The 21,800-nt window shown below is 69.7% G+C and carries 21 protein-coding genes; 13 read left to right on the top strand and 8 right to left on the bottom strand.

Annotated elements, in window-relative coordinates:
- Nucleotides 1-117: 117 nt before the first annotated feature.
- The 3 genes from ABT170_RS14925 to ABT170_RS14915 form a co-directional block, all read right to left on the bottom strand.
- Complete coding sequence (locus tag ABT170_RS14925; RefSeq protein ID WP_351867467.1) at nt 118-1,647, bottom strand: nuclease-related domain-containing protein; 1,530 nt, start codon at nt 1,645-1,647, stop codon at nt 118-120.
- 318 nt (nt 1,648-1,965) lie between these two features.
- On the bottom strand, nt 1,966-4,491 hold the full coding sequence (locus tag ABT170_RS14920) for a DEAD/DEAH box helicase (protein ID WP_351867464.1): 2,526 nt from the start codon (nt 4,489-4,491) through the stop codon (nt 1,966-1,968).
- A gap of 189 nt (nt 4,492-4,680) precedes the next feature.
- Complete coding sequence (locus ABT170_RS14915) at nt 4,681-5,091, bottom strand: hypothetical protein (protein WP_351867461.1); 411 nt, start codon at nt 5,089-5,091, stop codon at nt 4,681-4,683.
- 367 nt (nt 5,092-5,458) lie between these two features.
- On the opposite strand from ABT170_RS14915, the gene ABT170_RS14910 reads away from it, so the two are divergent.
- From ABT170_RS14910 to ABT170_RS14855, 12 genes are all read left to right on the top strand, one after another.
- Complete coding sequence (locus tag ABT170_RS14910; protein WP_332758476.1) at nt 5,459-5,644, top strand: hypothetical protein; 186 nt, start codon at nt 5,459-5,461, stop codon at nt 5,642-5,644.
- The gene (locus ABT170_RS14905) at nt 5,644-5,877 is read left to right on the top strand and encodes a hypothetical protein (protein ID WP_351867458.1); all 234 of its coding nucleotides are present in this window, start codon (nt 5,644-5,646) and stop codon (nt 5,875-5,877) included. Before ABT170_RS14910 ends, ABT170_RS14905 begins: the two co-directional genes overlap by 1 nt.
- A 297-nt stretch (nt 5,878-6,174) precedes the next feature.
- Nucleotides 6,175-6,336: a hypothetical protein gene (locus tag ABT170_RS14900; protein ID WP_332758474.1), complete on the top strand. Its 162-nt coding sequence runs from the start codon at nt 6,175-6,177 to the stop codon at nt 6,334-6,336.
- A 54-nt stretch (nt 6,337-6,390) separates the two neighbouring features.
- A complete protein-coding gene (locus tag ABT170_RS14895) occupies nt 6,391-6,732 on the top strand; it encodes a hypothetical protein (RefSeq protein WP_332758473.1) in 342 nt (113 codons plus the stop codon).
- Between the two features lie 35 nt (nt 6,733-6,767).
- On the top strand, nt 6,768-8,663 hold the full coding sequence (locus ABT170_RS14890; RefSeq protein WP_351867454.1) for a hypothetical protein: 1,896 nt from the start codon (nt 6,768-6,770) through the stop codon (nt 8,661-8,663).
- Nucleotides 8,664-8,877: 214 nt separating this feature from the next.
- Nucleotides 8,878-9,060, top strand: coding sequence for a hypothetical protein (locus tag ABT170_RS14885; protein ID WP_351867451.1), 183 nt, complete (start codon nt 8,878-8,880; stop codon nt 9,058-9,060).
- Complete coding sequence (locus ABT170_RS14880; RefSeq protein WP_351867448.1) at nt 9,057-9,536, top strand: hypothetical protein; 480 nt, start codon at nt 9,057-9,059, stop codon at nt 9,534-9,536. Before ABT170_RS14885 ends, ABT170_RS14880 begins: the two co-directional genes overlap by 4 nt.
- A 5-nt stretch (nt 9,537-9,541) precedes the next feature.
- Nucleotides 9,542-10,039 carry a hypothetical protein gene (locus tag ABT170_RS14875; protein WP_332758470.1) on the top strand — a complete coding sequence of 166 codons (498 nt, stop codon included), beginning with the start codon at nt 9,542-9,544 and terminating at the stop codon, nt 10,037-10,039.
- A 162-nt stretch (nt 10,040-10,201) separates the two neighbouring features.
- The gene (locus ABT170_RS14870) at nt 10,202-12,382 is read left to right on the top strand and encodes a P-loop NTPase family protein (protein WP_351867445.1); all 2,181 of its coding nucleotides are present in this window, start codon (nt 10,202-10,204) and stop codon (nt 12,380-12,382) included.
- Between the two features lie 36 nt (nt 12,383-12,418).
- Nucleotides 12,419-12,727 carry a hypothetical protein gene (locus ABT170_RS14865; protein WP_332758468.1) on the top strand — a complete coding sequence of 103 codons (309 nt, stop codon included), beginning with the start codon at nt 12,419-12,421 and terminating at the stop codon, nt 12,725-12,727.
- A gap of 30 nt (nt 12,728-12,757) precedes the next feature.
- Nucleotides 12,758-13,126, top strand: coding sequence for a hypothetical protein (locus ABT170_RS14860; protein WP_351867442.1), 369 nt, complete (start codon nt 12,758-12,760; stop codon nt 13,124-13,126).
- A 265-nt stretch (nt 13,127-13,391) separates the two neighbouring features.
- The gene (locus ABT170_RS14855; RefSeq protein ID WP_351867440.1) at nt 13,392-14,741 is read left to right on the top strand and encodes a hypothetical protein; all 1,350 of its coding nucleotides are present in this window, start codon (nt 13,392-13,394) and stop codon (nt 14,739-14,741) included.
- A gap of 67 nt (nt 14,742-14,808) precedes the next feature.
- Here ABT170_RS14855 and ABT170_RS14850 read toward each other — a convergent pair whose 3' ends face one another.
- On the bottom strand, nt 14,809-15,276 hold the full coding sequence (locus ABT170_RS14850) for a hypothetical protein (RefSeq protein WP_351867437.1): 468 nt from the start codon (nt 15,274-15,276) through the stop codon (nt 14,809-14,811).
- 191 nt (nt 15,277-15,467) lie between these two features.
- Between ABT170_RS14850 and ABT170_RS14845 the strand changes: the two genes are divergently transcribed.
- Nucleotides 15,468-16,073, top strand: coding sequence for a hypothetical protein (locus ABT170_RS14845; protein WP_351867434.1), 606 nt, complete (start codon nt 15,468-15,470; stop codon nt 16,071-16,073).
- A gap of 70 nt (nt 16,074-16,143) precedes the next feature.
- On the opposite strand, the gene ABT170_RS14840 is transcribed toward ABT170_RS14845, so the two are convergent.
- The 4 genes from ABT170_RS14840 to ligA form a co-directional block, all read right to left on the bottom strand.
- The gene (locus tag ABT170_RS14840; protein WP_351867431.1) at nt 16,144-16,947 is read right to left on the bottom strand and encodes a hypothetical protein; all 804 of its coding nucleotides are present in this window, start codon (nt 16,945-16,947) and stop codon (nt 16,144-16,146) included.
- A 212-nt stretch (nt 16,948-17,159) separates the two neighbouring features.
- Nucleotides 17,160-17,960 (bottom strand): hypothetical protein, encoded by an 801-nt coding sequence (locus ABT170_RS14835; RefSeq protein ID WP_351867428.1) that lies wholly within the window; start codon nt 17,958-17,960, stop codon nt 17,160-17,162.
- 346 nt (nt 17,961-18,306) lie between these two features.
- A complete protein-coding gene (locus tag ABT170_RS14830) occupies nt 18,307-18,759 on the bottom strand; it encodes a hypothetical protein (RefSeq protein ID WP_351867425.1) in 453 nt (150 codons plus the stop codon).
- A gap of 219 nt (nt 18,760-18,978) precedes the next feature.
- Nucleotides 18,979-21,015: an NAD-dependent DNA ligase LigA gene (gene ligA / locus ABT170_RS14825; protein ID WP_351867422.1), complete on the bottom strand. Its 2,037-nt coding sequence runs from the start codon at nt 21,013-21,015 to the stop codon at nt 18,979-18,981.
- Between the last annotated feature and the right edge of the window lie 785 nt (nt 21,016-21,800).

The following is a 21,800-nucleotide window of genomic DNA, read 5'->3' as shown; positions in this document are numbered from 1 at the left end:
CTTTTGGGGGCCCCCCCGCCCCCCCCGGTTCTCCTCCCGGGGCGTCCCCCACCCCCGCGGCGCGCCGCGGGCGCTCCTGTTCCCCCCCCACCCCCGAACTCCGGGTGGCTCGGGGTCTCAGCCGGTGCTGCCGGACTCGGCGGCACGAGCTTCCTGGGCCCGCGGCTGGCGGGGGCGAGCGAACGGGATTGCGGACCAGCCCTGCTCCAGGACAGCGTTGTACTCCAGGAACTCGTACTGGGGGAACAGCTGGCGCAGGTACACGGCGTCGGCGTCGTAGGCCGTGCAGAGGAGATCGGCCAGGCTGGTCCCGGTGATGGTGACCGCGTCCTCCAGGTCGGCGATGGAGGTGACCATCACGGGGATGTCGGTGTCGGGCAGGGCCACGCGGTGGGCTGGGGTGTTGATCTGGTGGAACTGCTCCATGGTCACCACCATCCCGAGCATCCGGCGGTCGGTGGGGATTCCGGCGAGCTCTTGGTGCTCGCCGGAGCGCAGGAGGCGGACCGACCTGTTGATCTGCTCGAACGGCTTCGTGAACTGCTTGGCGAGGAGCGTGGTGAAGTCGGGCCCGCCGAGCCGCAGCTGCTCGCTTGGCCGGAACGACTTCACCTCCACCAACAGGACCAGGTCGGGGAAAACAACGAAGAAGTCGATCGTCTTCTTGCTTACCTTCTTGGAGATCTTGACCCGGATCTCGGGGTGGACCTCGGCGTCGGGCAGCAGGTCGAGGTGGCGGCCGACGTAGTGCTCGAAGAGGTTGCCGAGGTCGTTGGTGAACGCCTTGCCCCAGGCCGAGTTGTTGTCGCCCCCGGTGTAGTAGAGGCCGAGCGGGGTGGCCTTGCCCAGCACGGCGGCCGGCACTGGGATGAGGTAGCCGCCCGGGACGCCGCCGACCAGCGGGCGGGAGCGGAGCGGGTTGTGGGTGTAGCGGCGCAAGAGCGGGTCGCTGTCGGCCGGGAAGGCCGCACGGAGCTTGGTCTTGGTGGTGACGAAGTGCCGGTTCAGGACCGCCTTGATCTGGGCGGGGGAGCGGAGTCCGTCAAACTGGTCGTAGTCCTCGGCGGGGTACCAGTCCAGAGCGAACCGGCCGCGGCGGCGCGGATTCGGGTGGGCGGTGGCGCAGGCCCAGACGAGGTGGGCGATGCCGAGGTAGTCCGCCAAGGAGCAGCCGAGCACGTCGCGGTCCCAGCCCGGGAGGATGACCTCCAGCGGGTTGTCCGCGTCGTCCGGGTAGGGGGTCTGCTCCAGCATGGCGATGGACCGGCTCAGCTGCGAGTACTCGTCCTCCTGCCACGGGCCCTGCTGGTGGATGGTCCGCTGCAGGTACCCCTCCCAGCGCTTCATGCCTTCCGGGGCTTGGGTGACCGGGTCGTCCAGGGCCAGGTACAGGTCGAGGATCTGCTGGAGGTCGCGGTCGGTGGCGGCGGGTCGGCCGTCCCGGCCGCGGGCCAGGGAGACCCAGGCCGCGTCGAGCAGGGCTCCCGGCGTGTACAGGCCGAGGCCCTTGGAGCCCAGGTTGCGGGCGGACGGAAGGCTGGCACTGGTGGCCGCGATCAACTGCGTCAGCGAGTTCGGGTCGTGGCGCAGGACCCGTTCGAAGTACTGGGTCTCCGGAACGGGGTCAGGGGAGAGGGTTCGCCGCATGGCCGACGATTCTGCACCCCGCCGCACTCGTCGCGCACCGGGTTTCCGTTCGTCGGCACGCCCGCCCAATCCGGGCTGCTACGGGCAAGCCCTCACCCAGCAGGCCCGCACGGTGTTCGGCCTGTGAGCGTCAGCAGCCCGACCAGGCCACCAGCACCTCGTCTGCGGCATTGCGATCACGGAGCGTACAGGCGCACGATCCGGCAGCGATGTTCCTCAATCCCCGAACCGCCAACGCGCCCGGCGTGGGGTCCTCCCGGAGCCCCGAAACCTCTCGTGTCCGCCCGCCGCGCGGCGGGCCCGCGATCCGGCGAGCCCTCAGGGAGTTGCGGCGCCAGGCGCCTGGGCGAACGTCGAGAACAGGGCCCCAGCGGTCAGCTTGTGGTGGGCCAACTGCTCGGCGACAGCGTGCGGGTTGCCCCAGCGGTGCTGGCCGTGCGTGAGTGCCTCTGCCCAGCTGCGCACCGCGGTGGTCAACGCTTCCCACCGCTCCAGGGTGACGACCCGCATCCCTTCGACGGTGATCGCCTGGAAGTGCGGCGTGCGACTGGGGTGGACGATCACGGGGAGCTGCTGGGTGACCTCGGGGTACGCCTGCTTGTCCCAGCGGACGCTGCCACCAAGCTGGTCCAGGTCGTGCTTGTCGATCGTCTCGGCGACACAGCCCGTCTTCAGCTCGATCACCGCGTGCCGGCCGCCGCCGAGTACCCACAGGTTGTCCGGCCCGGTGTCGTACATCTTCTCCGGGCGGGAGCTGGCGAACCCCAGATGGCGCCCCAGGGCTTCCCACGCGCGCTCGGCGTCGTCAGAACGCTCCGGGTCTCCCCACACCACTTCCTCAAGCAGCGCCTGCACGCCCAGGAGCAACGCGGTGCCGTCGGCGTACGTCTCGGACAGGAACGCTGCCGCTGCCTCCGCCTGAACAGCCGCGGGGCGGAGCTGGGCGGGGGTGACTCCGCCGGCCGGCCGGAGGACGAACGGGTTGTCGTCCAGAGCCTTGGAGAGCAGCTTCTGCGCAGCCGCGGGTTCGACGTGGTGCAGGTACGCGGCACGCTGCTCGATCAGCCAGCCTCGCACCGCGCGGTCGCTGACCATGCCGATGGCCTTCTGCAGCCGGTCGCTCGCGTCGATGTAGCGGCCGGTCGCCGCCAGGTTGAACGCCTCGCGTACGCCGATGGCTTCGTCCCGGACGGTCCCGGTGGGGGCGTAGTGGACGGCAGCGAGTGCTTCACGGCTCAGTGCCCGCCACTGCGGGTCCCGGCTCAGGCACAGGCCGATCGCTTCCCGGATTCCGTCCAGCCCCTTGCCGGTGAGCTGCTCGGCGAGGCTGCTGCTCAGGTCGATCTGGGCGCGGGTCGCCGGCGAGAACAGGGCCCGCTGCTTCGGGTCGTGCAGAGCGACGGCGAGTTGGCTGCCCAGGAGCAGTACAGCGCAGTGGTCCTCGCTGTCGCGTACGCCTCGTCCCATGCCCTGCTCGATGCGCTGGATCTGCCGGGCCAGCAGGGTGGGGCTTCCCGACAGGAGCGCGGCCTCCCGGCGTTCGGTCGGGTCCATCGGGCGCGGTACGCCGTCGAGGATCAGCAGTTCGCAGGCCTCCCGTGGGAGGTCGACGCCGTCGTACTTGTTCACCATGACGACGAGTCCGACCCGCCCGTCCTTGAGAGCGCGCACGGTGCTCGGCAGCTCTCCGGCGTGCACGACCACGTCCGCGTACGACCGCCACGGCGCAGCCGCCCGGGTGCTGGGGACCAGGACCACCACGTTGACCGGCTGCGCTTCGGCCGTGCCGTCGCCGTCCCGGTCACCGTCGGCGAACTGCCGGGCCAGCTGGCGGACGGCTTCCTCGTCGAGCTGAGGGTTGAGAGCGATGGGCGCGAGGATCATGCGGTCGCCGAGGTCCGCCGCGCTGCCCGGCGTCACCGGCTGCTGCACGTCCTTCGGTCCGGCGTCGAGGTCGGTGACGAGGACGCTGTCGTCCGCGAGCGTGGCCGTGAGGTAGACGCGCCGACGCGCTCCCGCGAACGCGGGGATCATCGCGATCGGCGGACACGGGGGACTGACCTGGATCTCCTGGCTGGTCACGGTCGCCGAGCACAGGTGCAGCACATCCGCGATCAGCGGCCAGGTGAACTTGAAGCCCTCCTCCCCGGCGTGCGGGTGGAGGATGTCCATGATCCGTTGCTGCTGGGCGATCCACGACCAGAACGGCACGGGCACCGAGGCGGTGTGGTCGTGCGCCCGGATGTCCGCCCAGCCCTTGGGTGACTGCGCCTGGAGCTCGGAGGCGAACAGACCACTCAGCGCCTCGTACGCGGCATGGCCGGCGGGCACGGTGAGCCGGAACTGCGCCTCCGTCGTGGTGAGGGCGGCGTGCGCGTCGTCCACGATGACGATGCCGACGTCCAGCTTCTCCCGGCTGTCACCGACCACGCCGAACACGGACTGCCCGTTGACCAGCTTCTGGAAGGTGGTCACCAAGATGGACTGCCCGGCCCGGAAGGCCAGGTCGTCGACGCGGTCGGTGACGGCCAGCCCCATCGACTCGGCCTCCGCCCGGACCTGCGCGGCGAGATAGCGGTCGGGCGCGAGGTAGACCGCGGCTCCCACTCCCTCGTTGAGGGTGCTGCGCGCGATCAGCAGCCCGACCGCCGTCTTCCCGCCGCCGGTGTTCTGCTTGATCACCACGTCACGGCGTTCGCGTCGCCCGAACCACTTCTCCAGTACCTCGCCCTGCTCATGCCGCAGGTAAGGCCACGGCCGGCGAGGCAGTGCGGCGTAGATGTCCCGGGGCCGCAGCAGCGGTTCGCTGCGCCCGGTTCCTACGCGGCTCAGGTCCAGTGGCATGGTCCGTTCCCCCTCCACGCGGCGCAGCCCGGGAAGTGGCTGCTGCCACCGGACATCTTCCACCGCGCCGCCGGCCGGTCGCGGCGTTTTCGAGGAGGCGGACCCGGACTGGCGAGGGGCGCCCCCGGAAGCTGCTGTCCGCTGGCGCTCTCCGTCTGGCGGCTCGGGGGCCGGGTGGCGTCCGGCGTGTTAGCCCTCGGAGGCGTTGCTCGTGTTGGCGAGCGCTTGTACGGCGAGCTGGTGCCAGGAGACGGGCACGAAAGCGACGACCTCGTACCGGTCCACCTTGATCACGATGTGATGGCCGTGTTCTGCCACGTCCGTGAGGATGCGCGTCAGCTCGGTCCGCGCGTTGTCCGAGCTGAAGAGCTGGACCTCTGGCGCGGTGCCCAGAGCGTTGCGCGCTTGTCCGTACCAGCCGGTCGAAACGATCACTGCGGCGGGCCTGCTGTGGCGGGAGACGAGTTGAGGTCTGGGGCCGGTGAGGGTGTCGTTGCAGGACAGCGCCAGAACGTCTCCCCACTCTCCGCGTAGGCGGCCGACGGCGAGCTCCCGCTCGTAGGTGGGCATCGTCGGCGGCTCCATTGTCATGGCGCGCATCGTCGCAGCGTATCGCGTCACCCTGCAAATCTCACGACAGCGTTAGAAACTAACGATGTCGTGTTGCGACGTCGTGAGTTTCTGCGCTACGTTCCATGACGGCAGAGATCAACTGCCGGGCCTCAGAGCCACGTTGCTTCCGAACTGCACAGAGCGCATACGAACGGCCCGCTCATCGGCGGGCCGCTGAACTGAACGGATTCAGTCCCGCGCATGCCACCACGGATGTGCGGGAGCTGCGCCCGCTCAGGGCACACAAAGGGCCCTCCGCACCCAGCGATTCCAGCGCTGGACGAAGGGCCCTCCACCCCCCGGGAGCAGACCCCGGGGACCGTCCGAACACCTCAGTCAGCGAGGAGCACGGAACATGCAGCACTCTACGGCCACCGAAGGCGACCGGTACGCCGCCTTCGAGCACCCGGCTCACCCCGACGACGAGAAGCCCAGGCGTCTCAACCCTGCCCAGCGCCGCCGCGCCGCCGAGATCCGCCGGGCCGAGGCCGACCGCCGGATGGACCGAGCCGGTCTCGGCCTGGGCCTCAGGGGAGTCTGATGGCTACCAACCAGGTCGCGGTTCTGAACCGTCGGCCCCTTCGTAACGCCCGCGTGGTTCTGCGTTCCGACGCAGGCCGCGCGGCCTGTGCCAGCAGCGTCGACTTGTTCGAGCGGCTCGGCGGGGACGGCTCTCCGAACTCCGCCGACAAGACGGCGGCCGCCAAGGTCTGCGCCGCCTGCGCCCTCGGCGAGACCTGCGCCTTCCGCGTGAAGGGCGGTGACCGCCGATGACGTACGCCGAGCAGAAGCGGCGCGCTGACGACGCGCGCCAGGCCGCCGAAGCGGCGGAGTGGCAGACCGGCCGCCTCACCGGAAGGGGCGCGTGATGGCTCCGCTGAACTTCAGTTTCTCCGACCCCGGCCGACACGGATCCTCCGGCGGCAGCACCTTCCGCGGCCGGACGCCGAGGAACGCAAGGGCAGCCTCCGACGCGGGAGCCCGCTGGGAGGCGTCCGAGCGCGGCCGGGAGACCGGGCGCCGGGAGCCGGACCCCGGCCGCCGCGGGCTCCGTGGATGGAGGCGCGGCTGATGGATTGGGACCGGTACTTCAACCCGGGCCCCCGACGGTCCTCCGCCAACATCACCGCCACCCGAACCGCTGCCGTCCGCAGCGAAGCCTCCAAGGCCGCCAGCCGCATCGGCGTCCTGCGCAAGCTCGACGAGCCCAGCAGGCGAGGCAAGCGCACCTGAACACCCGACAAGGGGCGGGGCCTTGATGGCCCCGCCCCAAGGAGATGAACACCGATGACCACCCATGGCGGCGAACACACTCCTGACCGCCTGCTCGACCTCGCTCGCCGAGCGCACTCCCTCGCGCTCGACTCCATCACGAACGGCGACTTCCCGGAGGCGACAGCGTGGGCCTCGGTCGGCCGGCTGCGCATGGAGATGTACCGCGCAGCCCTCGCCACCCACTGCCCCGACTGCCGAGGGCGCGGAATGGTCGCCGTGCCGTGCACGAACGCCCACTGCACCGAAGACCACGGCGATCTCGACAACCACCGCCAGCACTGGGGCCCCTGCCCGAACCGGGTGACCCACCCCTGGATCCCCGACCCGGCGGCGGATACCGCTCCGGCCCCATGAGCACACCCCACGCACACCAGTAAAGGAGCACGCCGGTGTCCGGCATCAACCTGACCAGCCTCGCCACGTCCCCCGTGGTTCTTGTGGCGGTCGTCATCCTCGGACTCGGTGCGGTCATCGGCATCTCCAAAGTCCTCACCCGCGACAAGAGCAGCACCACCCCTGGCCCCCTCGACGAAAGCGAGGACCAGCGCAGAAATCGCGAAGAGCGAGAAAGGACTCTTCGCGTTCACCGGGCGAGGCGAGTAGCCGATATCGGCACCTATATCTTCGCCAGCATCGCCACCTTCGCCGCGCTCCTCGGAATGTGGCCGATCGCCCAGAACAGCGTGAAACTCGCCGGAGTTCCCACTGACTGGGTCAACCTCGGCGCACTCATCGCCGTCGGGATGGTCGAGGGCACCATCATCATCTCCGGGATCCGGGCCCGGGCGAACATCCTGGCCGGCGAACCCTCCGGAGCCGACGGGATCGCCATGTGGGTCGCGGTCACCGTCTCCGCGATCCTCGCCTCGATCGAAGTGGCCGTCGCCGACCACAACGGCCTGAGCGCGGGCGAAGTCTTCGTGGCGGTGCTGGCACGTCTGGCAGCACCCGTCATCGCGGGCTTCCTCTGGGAACGAGGCCTCGCTCCGGAACGGCGTGCGACCGGCGTAGAGAAGGTTCACTCGCTCATCACCCTGCGGCGGCTCCTCGTACGCCTCGGGCTGGCCGCTCCGCACACCGCCGACCTCGGCGCGCTGGACCGCGACTTCCGTCTCGCCAAGGTCGCCCGTCACATCGCCAACGCCAAGCGCCGGCGGCACGGCAGTGTCACCGGAAGCCGGACCAACCGCCGGAACCCGCGCCGACGCCGTGGCCCTTCCACGCGTTGGTCCGAGTGGCGTGCCCGCACCACCCTCATCACTGCCGTCCGATACGGGGCGATCCAGCCGCCGGACGGAATGAGCCTCGGGGATCACGTCGGACTGCACGCGCTCACGGAGGCGCTCATCGAGGGAGAAGCCGCGGTGCCTCTCCACCTCGCGACCGCACGCCCCCGATCGGGCACCCCGACGGGCGTCCACCCCGACGACGATTCCCTGCCCCCGACGCGGCACCCCGATCATGCCCCCCGACCGGCCACCCCGATCATCGGGGCCGACGCCCAAACCCGATCATCGGGCCGACCCGGTCTCACCCCGATGATGGGGCCGACGCCGGCCCCCGACTCCGCCCCGAAGATCGGGCCGACGCCGACCCCCGACCCCGCTGCGTCGGCCCCGACGCCGGAACCCGACCCCGATCTCACCCCGATGATCGGGCAGATGCCGACCCCCGATTCCGCCCCGATGATCGGGCCGATGCCGCTGCCCGACTTGGCTGCGTCGGCCCCGACGCCCGACCCTGACCACGCCCGCCCCGGCCCGAACGCCACCCCCGACGACGTACCGATCGGGCACCCCGACCACACCCCGATCAGCGGTCTCACCAGCGGAAACGAACCCGATCGGGCAGAAGAGCCGTCACCCCCGCCGCAGCCCGCCGGCAACCCCGATCCGCTGAATCCGCGTCGGCCGACCAGCTCGGTCCGCCACCCGATCAACGCCGCAAGCGACGGCACCCGATCGGCCCGCATCGACGTGCCGGTCACCCCCGACGCCACGTCGGGCAGCCCGACCAGCACCCCGACTGCACCCGCGTCGGCCCCGACGGAGGACGCCGAGCTGGCCCCCCGATCGGGTCCGACACCCGACGCCGCCAAAGGCAAGTCGGGGGGCCGACGCACCCGCGACGAACTGATCGCGGCGGTGGAGGCGCTCGACCCCGACCAGCCCACCCTCAGTCCGAACTACGTAGCCAACGCCGTCAACTGCTCCTGGAAGCGGGCCAAGGAACTGCTCCAGGAGACCGGCCGGCTCCCCGACCCTGAACCGGCCGAAGGGGAGTAGCCCGCGCCCGGCTTGCCGAACGTATGTACGATTCGCGGATGAGGTGAGCCGCCCCGGCCGCCACCTCATCCAGCGCCCCGCGTCGCTTCCCACAGCACGCCCTGGTGCTCGCCCGTGCCCCGGGCACCCCGCTACCCGCCGCCGCCAGCAGGCCCAGTTGTGCCAACAGGCATCCCGGGCCCGCTCCCTCCTTACCGCTTGGAGGCACGCGCCCATGTCCATCCGTATCCCACTGCCTCGAGCGCCCCGCCGTTCGGAACCCACCCCCTCCCGTCCCTCCCTGCTCAGCGCTCTTCCCCAGCAACGCCACCTGACGGTCGTTCCCGACCTCAGCGTCTGGGACCCCAACGAGGAGCGCATTCGCCAGCGGCTGATCGCCTGCGGGGTGCGCCTGTGAGCAGCAAGAACGCGCCGGAAGACGAGCGGGGGATCGACTGGCACTCCGTCAGCGACGGAGTGATGCGCGCCTACGACGAGACGCGCGACGAGCTGGCCGACGTCTACACCGAAGCTCGCACCGCCACCGAAATCGCCGTCCGGCAGCGAGCCACCGCATGGGGCTGGAAGACCCACATTCCGCTGAACTTCCAGTGGATGCGGCTCCCGCTCAACGTCCCCGCCTTGCTCATCGCCAACGTCATCACCGCGGTGGCCGACGACCCCTGGTACCTCCTCGGCCGGGCCCTTCCCGCCCTGGTCATCGGCCTGATCCTCACGAAGACCCCCCTGGGCGGACTCGTCCGGCTCGCATGGAGAACACCGGGTCTCGGCTACCTGCTGCGCGTAGCCGTCACCAGCACCCTCTGGTTCCTCCTCATCGCTCTCGTCATCGGCTACCACCGCCCCGTTCTTCACTATCTATTCGGAGTCTGACCAGCATGAACACCACCGGAGCAGCACTCGGCGGGACCGGCACCGTCATCATCGGCATCGCCCTGCTGGCCTACCAGGCGGGCCGGTGGAAGGGCGGCGACCCGACCCCCAAGATCCACTACTTCCTCGGCTTGACCATCGGCGTCCTGCTGTTCCTCGGTGGCGGAATCCTCGGCGCCATGGGCGGAGCCGCAGCGGCCCTCGGTGACGGGGTCGGATCGTACGTGCTTGCGGGAGCAGCCGAGATCGACGTGACCGGCCAGAAGCCGGCCGCCACCGGCGCCGAGAAGGTCGGCCTCGGCGGTGTCGTCACGGGCCTTGTCCTCGTCTGCTTCTACGCCGGGCTGATCAAGTCAGGCCGTGCAGACGTCACCGGCTCCCTCGTCCGAGGAGCACTCACCGGTGTGTTCCTCGGAATCGGTGGCGGTCTGATCGGCAGCGCCATCGGACTGATCACCACCAGCGGCAACACGGTCGGAAACCTCCTCCTCAACTCGGCCTGAGCCGTCCAAGGACCTGTCTGCGGCTTGGAATCGACCTGTCTGGCACCTGCACCCGGCCAGGTGCCAGACAGGTCCCAGAACAGGCCCTGACCTGCTGAAACGGGCCAGACAGGTCGCAGGCATACCCCCTCCCTGAAGCACTGAGAACGGCAGAAAACCACGATGACCCGCCCCGCTGACGAAAACGAGATCGTCGACGCCGAACTCCTCGAGGACACCCACCCCGGCCCGGCCACCACCCAGGACGAAGAGGTCCCGGACACCACTCCGTACGTCCGCATGCTGCTGCACCTGGCTCGACGGCTGGCCACCCGCGAGGCCAAGGTGCTCGCCACCGGTGCCCGCCACACGGCCGGTGAGCTCAGGCGCTGGCGAACCACCAAGGACCTCACCGACGCGCACGTCGCCCGCGACCTCCTCAACACCCAGTACCGCCTGTGGCAGACGGCCCAACGCAAGAAGACTGGCCTCGCCCGGGCCCAGATCAGCCGCCTGGAAGCGCACAACAAGCGCCAGATGCAGCTGATGCTGCAAGGCCGCGGCCCTGGGCCCACCCCGGCCACCGCGAACGCGATCGAGAAGTGGGCCAAGTTCCAAGCGAAGGTCGAGATGGTGGAGTTCGAGCCCGCCATGCCGACGCCCGTAGCCGTCACCGTGGGACGCGGTCAGATACGCCGACGGCGCGCCCGCCGCTTCCACGCCACGGCCGTGGGGCTCACCGTGGTGGACGGTCTCGGGCTCACGCTGTTCACCGGCCCGGTCGTGGTCACGGATCTCGTCCTGGCGGCGGCCACCGCCACCGTCCTGTGGGTACAGGGACGCGTCCGCACGACGCTGGCCCCCGCGCTGCCGCACCTGATGTTTCCCTACGCCGAACTGCCCGGGGAAATCGAACCCGCGGAAGAACCTGTTGCAGGGGATGACGGGAAGCCGTTCCCGATCCGGCAGGCCGAGAATGCGGAGCAGGTCGAGGAATGCCTTTTCCGTGCTCTTTCCGTCGATGCCGATATCGCACAGGTCACGGATGCATCCCGCCTCGCCTACGGCTGGCAGGCCATTGCCGTTCTCAACTCCGGTACTCCGGCGGACATTGTCCGCCTGCTGCCGAAACTCGATGTCGCATTGCGCGTCGGGCAGGGCCGCACCATGGCCCAGGGGGGATACAACCCCAACGACAGCGCAGAGGTGATGGTCCGGGTCCTCACCGATGACCCCTTCGCCAACCCGCCGGCCTTCCCGCTGCGGAACCCGTTGTCGTGCTCGATCCTCAAGCCCGTCTCCATCGGCATCAGCATCGACGGCGAGCCCACGGACGTCATCCTCGCCGGCCAGCACATCCTCATCGTGGCCAAGTCCGGCGGCGGCAAGTCAGCGATGGTCCGCACCCTCGCCGAATACGCCACCGCCTGCTCCGACGCCGTGGTCTGGGACCTCGACCCGACCGGCCGCGGACTCGGACCTCTACGAGGCCTGGCCGACCGGACCGCCTACACCGAGGAGGAGATCGAGGCCGCGCTGGCCGACCTGGTCCGCTACGCCGAGAACCGTATCGCCGCCCTCGGCGAAGGCGAGGACAACTGGGTCGTCACCGACGAAGAGCCCGCCCTGATTGCTTTCCTCGACGAGTACTCCAAGCTGTCGAAGAAGGCCAAGGAGCACGCCCTCGCCCTCATCAGGATCGGCCGGAAAGCCAGGATCACCCTGGTGATCTGCACCCAGGACGCGACCAGCGACATCATGGGTGACGCCGTCGCCGACTCCTTCGGGATCCGCGTGATGCTGCCCTGCCGCATGGACGACGTGCCGATCGTCGTCGGAGACAGGAGCGCGATCTCCGCAGGCTGGCTACCGCACCTCCTGGTTCCCAGCCCGGGGGAGTGGGACATCGCCGACGCGGGACGCTTCTACTGCCTGACCCCCAGACACCGGGCGCCGATCCTCCGCTACTGCCCCCACCTCGACGCCGGCACGGCACTCCTGCGGGCCAAGGAGCGCCTCAACGTCGGGCTGCCCTCCTTGGACGCCGTCACCACAGGCGACGCGACCCGCAAGCCCGTTCCCCGCATCGCCCAGCTCCTGCTGGACGCCTTCGAAAGCGAGGGATGGCCGGCGCAGATGACCGTCGACGAGCTCCACAGCCACCTGCGGGCCGCCGACGTCGCCACGTGGGGACGCTGGGATGACCGGACCGACCGGTTGGCCATGGTGGGACGCACCCTGCAGGCCGAGCTGAAGAAGGCAGCACTCACGATCCCGACCGTGCGACTCACCGACCGCCCGAACAAGCCCACCGCATACCAATTCCAGGACATCCAGGAGGAGATCAACAGATCGCGCCAGTGACCACCACGCAAGCGCCGGGATCGGCAGGATGCCGGTATGACGACCCACAACCCCACCATCCATCTCCGCCAGTCGGCGGACGCTCTCGAGCGTCTGGTCCGCGAGTTGAACCGCGGAACGGCCGCCTGGCAGCACACCCGCCTCGCGGTGACCAGCGCACATGAGCTCGGGCGGATCGCCGCTGCTCTGCCTGCCGTCACCGAGCTTCTCGGCGCGGCCCTGCACACCCACGCAGGGCCGCGCGCGGACACCGCCACGGGAGCTCTTTCACAGGCGACCACCACCGCTCGGGAACTCACCGGGCACCTACAACGCGCTCGAACGCACGCGCAGACACTGCGCTGACCAGTCCACTTGGGGGACCACTTGGAATCGATGCACGACGCCGGGCAAGCCGCCATCGCTCTGACAGCCCTTGCTGGCTTAGCGCTTCTGAGGCTGGCCGGCTGGCGACAACGGCGGATCTCCGCACTGCGCCACGAGATCGAACGCCGATCCGAGATGGTCCGTTCCTACGACAAGGACAGCGAGGCCTACCGGCTCTACCGCGACGAAACCGACGGGATGGCAACCGAGATCCGGCGTCTGAAAGCCGGCACCGGCGCCCTCACCGTCACCATCGCCGTGATCGCCACACTGTGCGGCCTCGGCGCGGCAGGGTACGGCGTCGTGGCCGGATCGCCCCTGGCCCTGCTCCTCGGCGGAGTCTCAGTGATCACCGGGTTCCTCCTGCTCCTCAGCTGACCGGACCGCACAGGCACCCCGCGACGGTGACCATGCGCGTGACGCCATACCCCCGCGACAAGGGCGTCCTCTTGCAGAGGGCGCCCCTTCGTCGTTCCAGCCGCTCTTTGATGCCAGCAGTGCGGTAGCCTCCCGGAGCGGCGTGCACGAACGCCGGAGCTCCCAGGAGAGGCGGCCCACGCCCGGTCTCCGAAAGGCGGAGCAAGGTTCGAGGAATCGCGTGCTCCTGGTCGAAGCCGTCCTGCACAGAACTCCAGTGCGGCGTATGCGTGGGAAGCGCCGCGGCATGGAGCTGAGCATGACGAAGGACCGCACTCGCAAGCTGAAGATCCGTGCGGTGATGGCGGCTTCAGGCCGTACGTACGGCGAGGCCGCGGCCGCGCTGGAGCAGTGGACCGTGCCCGATGCCGGCCGGCGACCCCCTGCCGGTGTTCCGATGGCGCCCGACCCACTGGGGCAGGCGGACAGTGGGGAGCTGTTCACGGCTCCGCTGATGGTGGTGGCCATACTGCCGCGCGGCCATGGCGGCCTCGACGCGGCGCAACTGATCGCCGACGCCTGCGACTATCTGATCTCTCACGAAGGCTGGTACCGAGCCAGGGCCGAGGTGTACGGCCCGCGGCCGACGCGCGAAGCGGGCATGCCTCCGCTGACCGGCCACAAGCCGGCGATGCTCCTGGTGCGGGTCTCCGCGCGCCGACGCTGGAGCGCCGAGACCCTGCACGCCTTCCTCCGAGACGCCAGCACCGCGATCCTGACCGCCCTCGTGAACGAGCACCCACGGATCACCGAGCGGCACGTCTCCGTCCAGGCCCTGCCCCCGGAGACGGGTCAGCAGATCGTGGCCGTTCAGCAGGGGAAGCCCGACGCGCTGACCACTGAAGCTCATCCCTGCCTGATCGAGCTTCACCCTGTCGACGGTGAACTGGACGAGGCCGGGGAGTACCCGTTCCGAGTCGTCGACAGCCAGGACGTCGGCTGGTTCGCGGTCGGACCCGCCCGGTACTCCAACACCCTCCTGCAGAGCGACGGAGGAGAACCACAGAGCCTTGCTGACCTGGATGCCGAACGGGGCCCGCTGCGCACCGTCGTACCCGTCCCGCAGGAGGACCTCGACCGACTGCGCTACGCGCTCGCCGCAGCCGGCACCAGGGCAACGGCTTCCTTGCTCGTTGCGCTCTACCACCTCGCCCGACAGCACGCTGACCAGGAGTACGAACGGTCCGAGCGGCGCCAGAGCAGCCGTCTGTACGCCGGAGGCGATGACACCTGGGAGACCCAGGCCATGCGCAGCCTCATCTGGGGCCTGGGCGTGGACCTGGCGGACAAGGACCGGCGCCTCGACAAGCAGGCGATGCAGGAGGTGATGACCATCGTCGACCAGTGGGTCACGCCCGAGGCCGACCTGTACGTCGAAGTCGCCGGCAGTGTGGCCCGCGCCTTCCAGGCAGCGGCCGCGCACGCCGGAGGCTGGGAGGCACTGGCCGACCGTCACTTCCAACCCGGCGACCGGTTCGCGCACTCTGCGAACGCGGTAGAAGCTGCCTACGCATGGCTGATGGGCGAGCCCATGCCCTCCACCGGGCCCGGGCCGGGAGATGCTCAGCGACTGTAGCGACTCACGGCTCCAGGATGGTGCGGGACTTGGGTGCCCACGTCCCGCACTCGAAGGGAGTGGCGTCCTAGCCGCGGCCGCGCAGCGCGACGACGGAGACGGCCGCCCAGGCCAGCGTGGCCACACCGACGGCCACCGCGCGCGCATCCTGCGGAGTGCCGGCCGAGACCATCGCTATCGACCAGGCACCCCAGCAGCACCAGAGCAGACGCGCGGGCCATGACCGCAGGACAGCGCTCGTCAGAAGGGCCCCGGCGCCCATGCCCATCCACCAGTCGACGAGGTCACCGGCCGTCATCGGCAGCGCCGTGCTGTTCGACCGTAGGTACGCGACCACGGGCTGGTGAATCGTCTCGGCCAGCCCACTGCGTCGGGCGTACTCCCACGCCCAACAGGCCGCTCCGTAGACGAGCCCCACCTTGAGCAGAATGAGGAAGATCCGGGTCGGCGACAGGTCGATGGGCACGTGCGGTTCCACGCCCCACCGGCTTGCCCGCTCCTCCTGGTCAAGCGGTTCGGTGACATGCGTAGCCATACGGGTCCCTCTCTACGTCCGGAGCAAGCTGCTGCGGCAGACGGCATGTCGGCATCCGACCGGTGCCGTCAACGCGTGTCCGCGGCAGTGCACTCTGACTTGAAGACCGGACACCGCCCAGGACAGGCACGGCTCGGGAGCTCCAGCGCCGGCGTACGGTCGGTGGCTCCCCGGACCTCTACCGTTCGCTCATGACCACAGCGATCACCCGGTATGCCGCTCGCGACCAACCAGAGGTCGTCCGACATGCAGCCTGGCTGCTGTGCCGCTGGCTGACCGAACACCCCGACGGCGCGGCGCTGGCCGAGATCCAGGCCGACCCGTACTTCCGCGAACGCGTCGATCACGCAACGCGCGAGGAAGTCACCGCGGACGTCATCGAAGCCGCAGCCCGGGTTCTCGTCGAGGAGCGCCGAGTCGTTACGGAGGGCGAGGTCTACCGGCTGCAGCCCGCGCTCCGCACCCCGCTGGATGTGACCACCTTGGAGTGGAAGGGGGCTGTTGTCCCCGGATTCAAGCGGAAGCGGTACACGATGAGGCTGTCGCTGTGCCCCTCGGGCTGGCCGCTGCCTCCGGAGCGGGCCGGCTACCCCGGTCACGAGATCTGCGGGTCGGTCTTCGACCGTGTCCGTGACCCGAGCGGATTCTGTGACGTCCTGCCGATCTGGCGCATCACCCGGAGCAACGGACGGATGACCGGCACGCAGTACTGGTGCGACGAGGAGCTACCAGTCGACCTCCGGGCCGCCGCCGTGACACTGGAGAACCAGCCCGAGACGGCAACCCGCTCCGTATAGCCCTAGCCCGGCGCCCCGGCGCCGGGCCCCGGTCCTCCGCGACACGGCTTAGGGCGCGCCCGCCCGCCCGCTACCCTTCAGTGCCCCATGAGATGTGCACGAGGTACGGGCGCTGCTCCGGAAGCACCTCGAAGGTCCACTCCAGCCCCGCCAAGTCGGTGACGCGGGACTCGCCTTCCTGGGTGGGCAGCGAGACACCCGCCCGTGCCATGTAGTCCTGCATCTGCTCGATCACCTCGGTGGCGTTCTCCTCGGTCATCTCGACCCCGAGCTCCAGGCGCGCGAAGAGCCGCGCGGTCATCACGCCCATGCCGAAGGGCAGCTCGGTCTGCAAGGCCAGGAACCACTTCTTCCTCTCGCGACGAGGAGACGCCACCCGGCTGGAGACGCCAGCCTTGACCTGGGCGTAGGTCCGATCCACGTGACGGGCCTTGTAGCCGGTGACGACGGCGGCGTCCCTGCTGAGGGTGACCGAGAACTTGTCCCGCTGGGTACGGAGCCGCCACCGGCCGGTCTCGGGATGCCGCAGCGCCGGGCGGGCGTCGACGGCGAGCAGATCTTCGAGCAGCGAGCGTATCTGCGCCTCTGCCGCCCGGCGATCCCCTCCGTGCGCGTCGATGAAGTGGTTGAGGGCCGCGTTGGAGATCGACACCTCGTACGCCTCGTCGGACTCGAGCGGACGATCGCTGGTCTCCCGCCAGCGTGTCTCCTGCCTCAGGTCGGGCTTTGCCTCCGGCTGGGCCGCTCGCGGGCGGCCGAACCCGTCGCAGGACCGGCACCAGCCGTCAGCCATCGAGGTCTTCGCGGCACAGCGTGAGCCGTCCTTGTTGTATCGGGTGCACTGCCTGGTGGGCGGCTGGGGGATCGCGGCCATCGTGACGTCCCTGGGCGTAGTGGGGAGGGAGCAGGCGGAGAAGCTCCTGACCTGCGTGTTGACGCCCTGACTGTGTGGCGGACCCCGCCCGATCGCCGCATGCGCGCGAATCCCGCTCCCGTCGTGCCCTACCGGCCGCTTCTTTCGTCAGGCCGTGCCGGTGGACAGCTCGCCTCCGCCTGAGGCCCCGGCGCCCCTGCGGCCGCTGGGCCTCAGCAGGAGAATGGGGTGCTCCGCCCCAGGGCCCGGCGGATCGTCAGGTGGTGCCGCGTACGCAGGCGCTGGAGCTCCCACACCGACAACAACGTCACGGACACCGGAGGGCCGGCCACGAACAGCGCGTGCACCGCCGGAGGGGCAACCACCGGCGGGCCGTCCAAGGCCTGGACGACGAACAGGGACCAGACCAGCACGGGTGAGAGCAAGGGCGGCAGGACCTCTGAGACGTCACCGACGCGGAAGGTGTAGTGCACGCTCAGCACCACGGCTGCGGCACCGAAGGGAACGCCGAACAGTACCCCCGCCGTGGAGACGAGCGCGCCGACGATCGGCAGACCGCCAAGCGCCTGGGTCACCTGCATAGCGCCGCCCAGAAGCAGGAACCACAGTCCCACTGCCGATCCGAGCAGCGCAGCGAACCCCGCGGCCGGCCCGGCAAGACGCCGGCAGTAGACGGCGCGCACGGAAGGCCGCGCGGACAGGACGAAGCAGGCCAGAGCGATGGGGCCCGCGACGAGCAGAACACCAGCACTGAGGAACAACTCGAGCACCTGGTCCGCCGCGACATCGGCCGCCGACTCCTGGAGGGGGTAGGACCGGATCAGCCACAGTGTGGCCGCTCCGCCGACAGCGGTCCGTGCGACCTGCGCGGCCGTGATGGCCGGGTCCGATATCCGGTCCTGGCGGCTCGGGCGGAACAGCCGGTAGGCCGTCCGGAACGGGAGAGTGAGCAGCCGGAGGCACCCAGCGGTCCGGGTGCCCCCGGTGTACCGGGTGCGTGCAGCGATGCTCATCGTGTGATTCCTCGTGGAAGCGGTTAGTCAGGTCTGGACGTGCTCGTAGGCCTCGGGCAACTGGCGGCGAATGGCTGCTCGAGAGAGAAGTGCTGAACTTATGAGCAGATGCGACGAATAGCGACGGTTAGCGAGGATTGCCCAGTGAGGTGGCATCGGGAGGGCTCAAGAGCTGGGGAGATCGGCGTAACAGCCGGACAGCGTGCAGGTGAGAACGCCGCTTCTGATCGAAGGTGCCTGCTGCCCCCTCTCGGTCCACCGAGGGGGGCAGCAGCAGCGAGGGCTGTTCAGGGGCAGAGCGCTTCGCCGGTCGTAAACCGGGCGCGGGCAGTGTGGCGACAGCCGGTCACATCCAGAACGGGATGAGCCGCTGGTGCTCATGGGTCTGAAGGAACCGGGTGATGTCCGCGGCGGGGTCTCGTCCGGGCACTTCGGCATCCGGCAGTCCGAGTGCGGTGAGCACCACGGTGCGCAGCGACGGGTCCAGGAGCGGCGCGTCCCAGAGAAGGCAGGTCACCGTTCGGGTGGAGGCGTGGACGTCTTCTTCGATGTCGGCGATCTGCGGGTCGATGGACCCAGGAATGGCGTACCGCTGCCCCAGACAGACGCGGTCTGCGTCCTCGATCAGCCGCGCGACGGTCTCACGTGCTTCCCCCAGCTGCTCGTCCAGCGCGACCAGCCTCGTCCACATGTCGGGGCTGTCCGCTGGGACGCCGAAGAGGTCGGTCGCGCTCTGGCGGCCAGCCCTCCACAGGAAGAGCGCATCGTCCGGCAGGGGGTACAGATACGTGTGCTTCATGATCGTCTTTCTTGGTCGGAGTGTCTGGTCTCGTCGGCGGTCGCGGACGCCCAGAGCCTCCTGTGCGCGCGGGCCTGCCGACGGGCACAGGAGCGGCCGCCGGGGGCTGCGGCGGCCGGCACGTGAGGCCCCGCCCGGTGCAGCAGAGGGCCGGAACGGGAAGGACGCGGAGCCCGCTCTCACTGAGAGCGGGCTCCGCTGGATGTACGACCGATCGGGTCAGCTGGTGAACTGAGCGACCAGGATGGCGAACGCCTCCTCGTTCATCACCTCGATCTTGTGCTTCTCGGCCTTGGCGAGCTTGCCTCCAGCCCGCTCCCCGACGACCAGCAGGTGGGTCTTGGAGGTCACGTCGCGGCCGGGCTTGCCGCCCGCGTCCTTGATCAGCTGGTTCATCGCGGCGCGGTCGTAGGCAGCGAGCGGCCCCGTCATCGTGCCGGTGACGACGACCGTCTTGCCTGCGAGCGGGCCGCTCACGGGGGCGGACTGAAGATCGGCCGCCAGCTTCACGCCTGCCGTGGCGAGCTTCTTGACCACCGCAGCGACCCGGGGAAGCTGCCGGGCGATCAGCTCGGCCTTCTTGACCCCGATGCCGTCCACCTCCATGAGCACCTGGGTGTCGGCCGTGACGAATGCGTCCATCGACCGGAAGTGAGCGGCGAGTCGTTCGGAGAGTTCCACTCCGGTACCCGCGATGCCCAGCGCTGCCAGCACCTTCTCCAGCGGGCGGTCCTTCGCCGCCGTGATCTGCTCCAGCAGGTTCGACGCCTCACCGCTGCCCCGGGTCGCCTCGGTGAGCTGATCCAGGGTGAGGTGGAACAGGTCGCCGACATCGCGCACCAGACCAGCCTCGACGAGGTTGCCGATCACCGCCGGGCCGAGACCGTCGATGTCGAACTGCTCGCGTCCTGCGGCGTACAGCAGGGCGGCGGGGAGTCCGCAGGAGCCGCCATTGTTCGCCGTCTCATCGCAGGTCCAGCGGCCCTTGTCGGTGTTGATCTTCCCACCGCACACCGGGCAGGACGCGGGGAAGGTGATCGTCTCCTCGGTCCCGGTGCGCAGGTGGGTCACTGGCCCGACCACCTGCGGGATGATGTCGTTGGCCTTCCGGACGTAGACCGCATCTCCCTTCATAAGCCCAATACGGGTGATTTCCGAGGGGTTGTGCAGGGTTGCGGAGGTGACCATGCTGCCGTCGATCTCGACTTCCTCCAGCACGGCCCGGGGAGCGAGGATGCCGGTCTTGCCCACGGCCCAGACCACGTCCAGGAGCTTGGTCATTCGCTCCAGACTGGGCAGCTTGTAGGCGACGCTGTAGTGGGGGTGCCGCGATCCGCTACCTGCGGTGGTCTGCTCGGCGCGGCTGTTCGCGCGGATGACCACGCCGTCGATGTCGAAGGGCAGACTGGGGCGCATCACAGCGATCGCCGCGACCTGCTTCTGTACCTCGGCCATCGTCGCGACGACGTGGGCCTTCGGCGGGGTGGCCTCCGTGGTCTGTATTCCGGTGTCGGCGACCCACTTCATCAGGTCGGCGTGCGAGGTATGGGCGAACACCTCGCCGCCCGGCAGCTCGACGGCCTGGAAGGCGAAGAACGTCATCTCCAGGGCGTAGGCCCTGTTCCTCGCCCGGATGGTGCCAGCGGCGGCGTTGCGGGCGTTGGCGAACGCGTCCCCGCCGTGCTGGGCGCGCACCTCCTTGGCCCGTTCGAACTGCTTGTGGGTGAAGAGGACCTCTCCCCTGACCTCGAAGGTCAGCGGCCGGTCCAGCTGCTGGGGGAGACCGGCGATCGAGCCGATGGCATGGCTCCAGTCCTCGCCCTGACGGCCGTCACCACGTCCGACGAGCTTGACCAGGCGACCGCTCTGGTACCGCGCGGCGACCGCGAAGCCGTCCAGCTTCACGTCCACGACATAGCCGCCGGTGACCGGGCCGCCCAGACGCCGCTGGAGCGACGCCTCCCAGGCCAGCAGCTTGGCGGGCGTGTTCACCTTGTCCAGGGACTGCATGGGCACCGTGTGCGGGACCTCACCCGCAGGGACCGCCCCGTCAGCGACCTTGCCGGAGGGGGAGTTCGCCGCCACGTCCTCCGGGTGGTTCTCCTCCCATGCCACCAGCTGGTCCCGCAGCCGGTCGAAGGTGGCGTCGTCCAGCGGGCTCTCGCCGGTCGCGTAGGCACCAGATGCCTTCTGGATGGTGGCCAGGGCCTGGCGGTAGGCGGCGGTGCTGCTGATCGTGGTCTCGATGACCGACATGGGCACGGACCTTTCTGGACGCGGTTCAGGACCCGTCCGGCAGTGCGGAGCCAGCGCCGCACGGATCGTCCGTGCGGCGCTGGCGGGTGGGGTTGACGGGCTGAGCCTGCGCCCCGGAACCGCGATGGTCCTCACGCTCGCGAATTTCGGCTCGAAGGCCCGCACCGCCACGGCCCACACGCGGGTGCCGGCGTTCTCGCCGGTTTCAGACGGGACAGCGCGTCAACGGCCGGCCCGGCGCCGCGCATCGCGGAGGATCTCGTCCCGCGCTGGATGCGCGTCCACCGCCGCCCGCAGCGCGGCCCACCAGGTACTCGCATACGATTCCCGCTCCGCGGCTTCCGTCAGGCGTTCTTCGGCCCTGGTCAGGCGGGAGGCGAGGGTTCTGCAGGTGCAGGCGGCGTCGGGGTCGTTGATCCGGGCTAGACACCCTGGTAGCAGGCACAGTGCCCCGTCCGGGTCGGTCCACCAGTAACAGCCCTGCGGAATCTGCTCAGCAGGAACAGCGATGGGTGCTTCTCGATCTCCGGGTCTTCTCATCGTGGTGGGGTGGCGGGGTCCAGGGCGGCAGCCAGTGTCGGTGCGAGCATGCTTGACCTTCCGTGTGGCAAAGGCTTCCGCCGGCCGACGGAGACCCATCGTGGCCTCGGTAGCGGACAGTCCCGCTCTGCAGAGCCGATTCGAGGCGCCGAGGGTTGTGGTCTGGGAGCGGTGCTCCCGCCCTACGCAAGGAACCGCAGCGCCGGGATGGGGCCGGCCGGGAGCCCGTCGCATCCCAGGGTCGA

This window comes from Streptomyces sp. NPDC001787 (assembly GCF_040297465.1).
Classification (GTDB): Bacteria; Actinomycetota; Actinomycetes; order Streptomycetales; family Streptomycetaceae; genus Streptomyces.
The sequence above is the reverse complement of the archived record's forward strand: the minus strand, read 5'-3'. Positions and strand labels throughout refer to the sequence as shown.